This window comes from Pseudanabaena sp. 'Roaring Creek' (assembly GCF_001402795.1).
Lineage (GTDB): Bacteria > Cyanobacteriota > Cyanobacteriia > Pseudanabaenales > Pseudanabaenaceae > Pseudanabaena.
Genome location: NZ_LIRE01000197.1, coordinates 1 through 1,683, shown reverse-complemented (window position 1 = coordinate 1,683; position 1,683 = coordinate 1). Strand labels below are relative to the sequence as shown.

General features: G+C 42.7%; 1 protein-coding gene. It reads right to left on the bottom strand.

The features are described 5' to 3' along the window. Positions 1 to 272 precede the first annotated feature (272 nt). Positions 273 to 1,619: a hypothetical protein gene (locus tag AC805_RS06340; RefSeq protein ID WP_055074634.1), complete on the bottom strand. Its 1,347-nt coding sequence runs from the start codon at positions 1,617 to 1,619 to the stop codon at positions 273 to 275. Between the last annotated feature and the right edge of the window lie 64 nt (positions 1,620 to 1,683).

Below are 1,683 nucleotides of genomic sequence, written 5' to 3'. Positions count from 1 at the left end.
TTCACTGATAAATCCTTAGGTGACTTAAGCCTATTATGCCATCGCATTGCTTAAACTGATGATATAGACAAAGTAGTTCAGTATAATTAAAAACTAAAAACCAGAGAGCGTAACGCCCGTGTAGTGGGCGTTACGCTCTCTGGTTTTTAAGTTTACTTATGCCTAGCTACAAAGATAGAAAAGACAAATGGCGGCGCGAAGCTCCGCTATTTGTCTTTTGGGGTTTATACCCTAGGTAACTCTTTCGTTGATATATAAATTCCAGAAGTAGATTATGGTGCTTGTTGCAATAACTTCAACTGATTCTGCACGTCGAGCTTGATCTTTTGTGCTTGCAAATATACTGTAGTGCCACTTTGAATCTTTTCTAATTCATTATTAACTGCCATAAAGTTAGCGATCGCTTGATTGCGATTTAAATCTTTACCATTCTTCGGCAAGGTTGACCATAGATAGGTTAGCTTCTGGTTTGCCATCTCCAAGGCTTGAACTGATTTCTGCTCATTTTTGAGCCTTACTTGCACTTCAGCGAGACTGGTACGATAGGTTGCTAAGCGTTTTTGCGCTTCACTATAACCTTGTAAATCGCTATTAGGAACGCTTTCAAGACGTTGAATGCCATCTTGCCACATTTTTGCTATTTGCTCCCAACGTTCGCTAGAATGCGGAGGATTACGCCCAGATTCGGCGGCTTGCTTGGCAAATTCTTCTGCGCTGTTAAGGATTACCACAATCTTTTCATTCCCTGCGGTCAATCCTCCCAGTTCTTTTAAGTCTCTAGTAGCAGTAATTACTAACTGCTGCGCCCTTCGTCCTGCCATTGTTTGAGATGGAATTTTTCCTAAGCGATCGATCGCTAATTGCCAGTTTTGAATCGCCGCTTTTTGATCGATAGGCGTTGCCGCTTGCTGAAATAAGGTTTTGGCATTGATCATCTCTGTTTCAGCATTGGTGAGCTCGATCTGAGCATTTTGCTCCTGAAACACCTTGGCTTCTAGCTGTCCTGCCTTGATCCGAGACGCTTGCAAACCTGTTGGGGTAAACCGCCAGTCATATCCCCAACCGTAATAGCCTCGTGAATAATCTGCCCATTCGGCCACATACCATACAGGAATAGCATCTAAAGCTGCCTTACCTTCTTTAACTTTTAAGGAGCCGCGATCTAAGTCAGCAGGACTAGTGGGCGATTCGATCAACTGTCGAGCTTCTTCAATACTTGCTTGTCCTTGTTTAAAGTTGGCATCCATTGCCATATTACTAGGCAAAAGTAGAAGTGGTACTGTCTTTGCCACTGGTTGCCTAATTACGGGATAGGGTAAATTCGCTACATAAACAATCCCCACAGGAATACCAATCAAAATCCCGCCCCAGAGTAATCTTTGTCCGAATTTCTTAAACCCGTTCAGAGGTAATTGATTAACGGTCGGGTTGGCTAGAGACTGATGGGACTTCGAGATTTCCGCTTCTAGCTCTGTATATCTTTGCACTGCGGGAGTTGGCTGTGAATTAGGATTTAGATTTGGAGAACTAGAACTTGGTACTGTTTGCCCATTGGGAATATTTCCTCCCCCCTGCTGAGGACTTTTCTTTTTCGCAAACATTGAGTTAAGGATGCCCATGATTATTCTCTAATATCTACATGATTATTATATATAGCTGCCGCCAGTCTTGTTATACCAATTC

Bases quoted from the DNA above. Each gene is read 5' to 3' on its own strand.
- AC805_RS06340 (WP_055074634.1), bottom strand. From the start codon at position 1,619: ATGGGCATCCTTAACTCAATGTTTGCGAAAAAGAAAAGTCCTCAGCAG.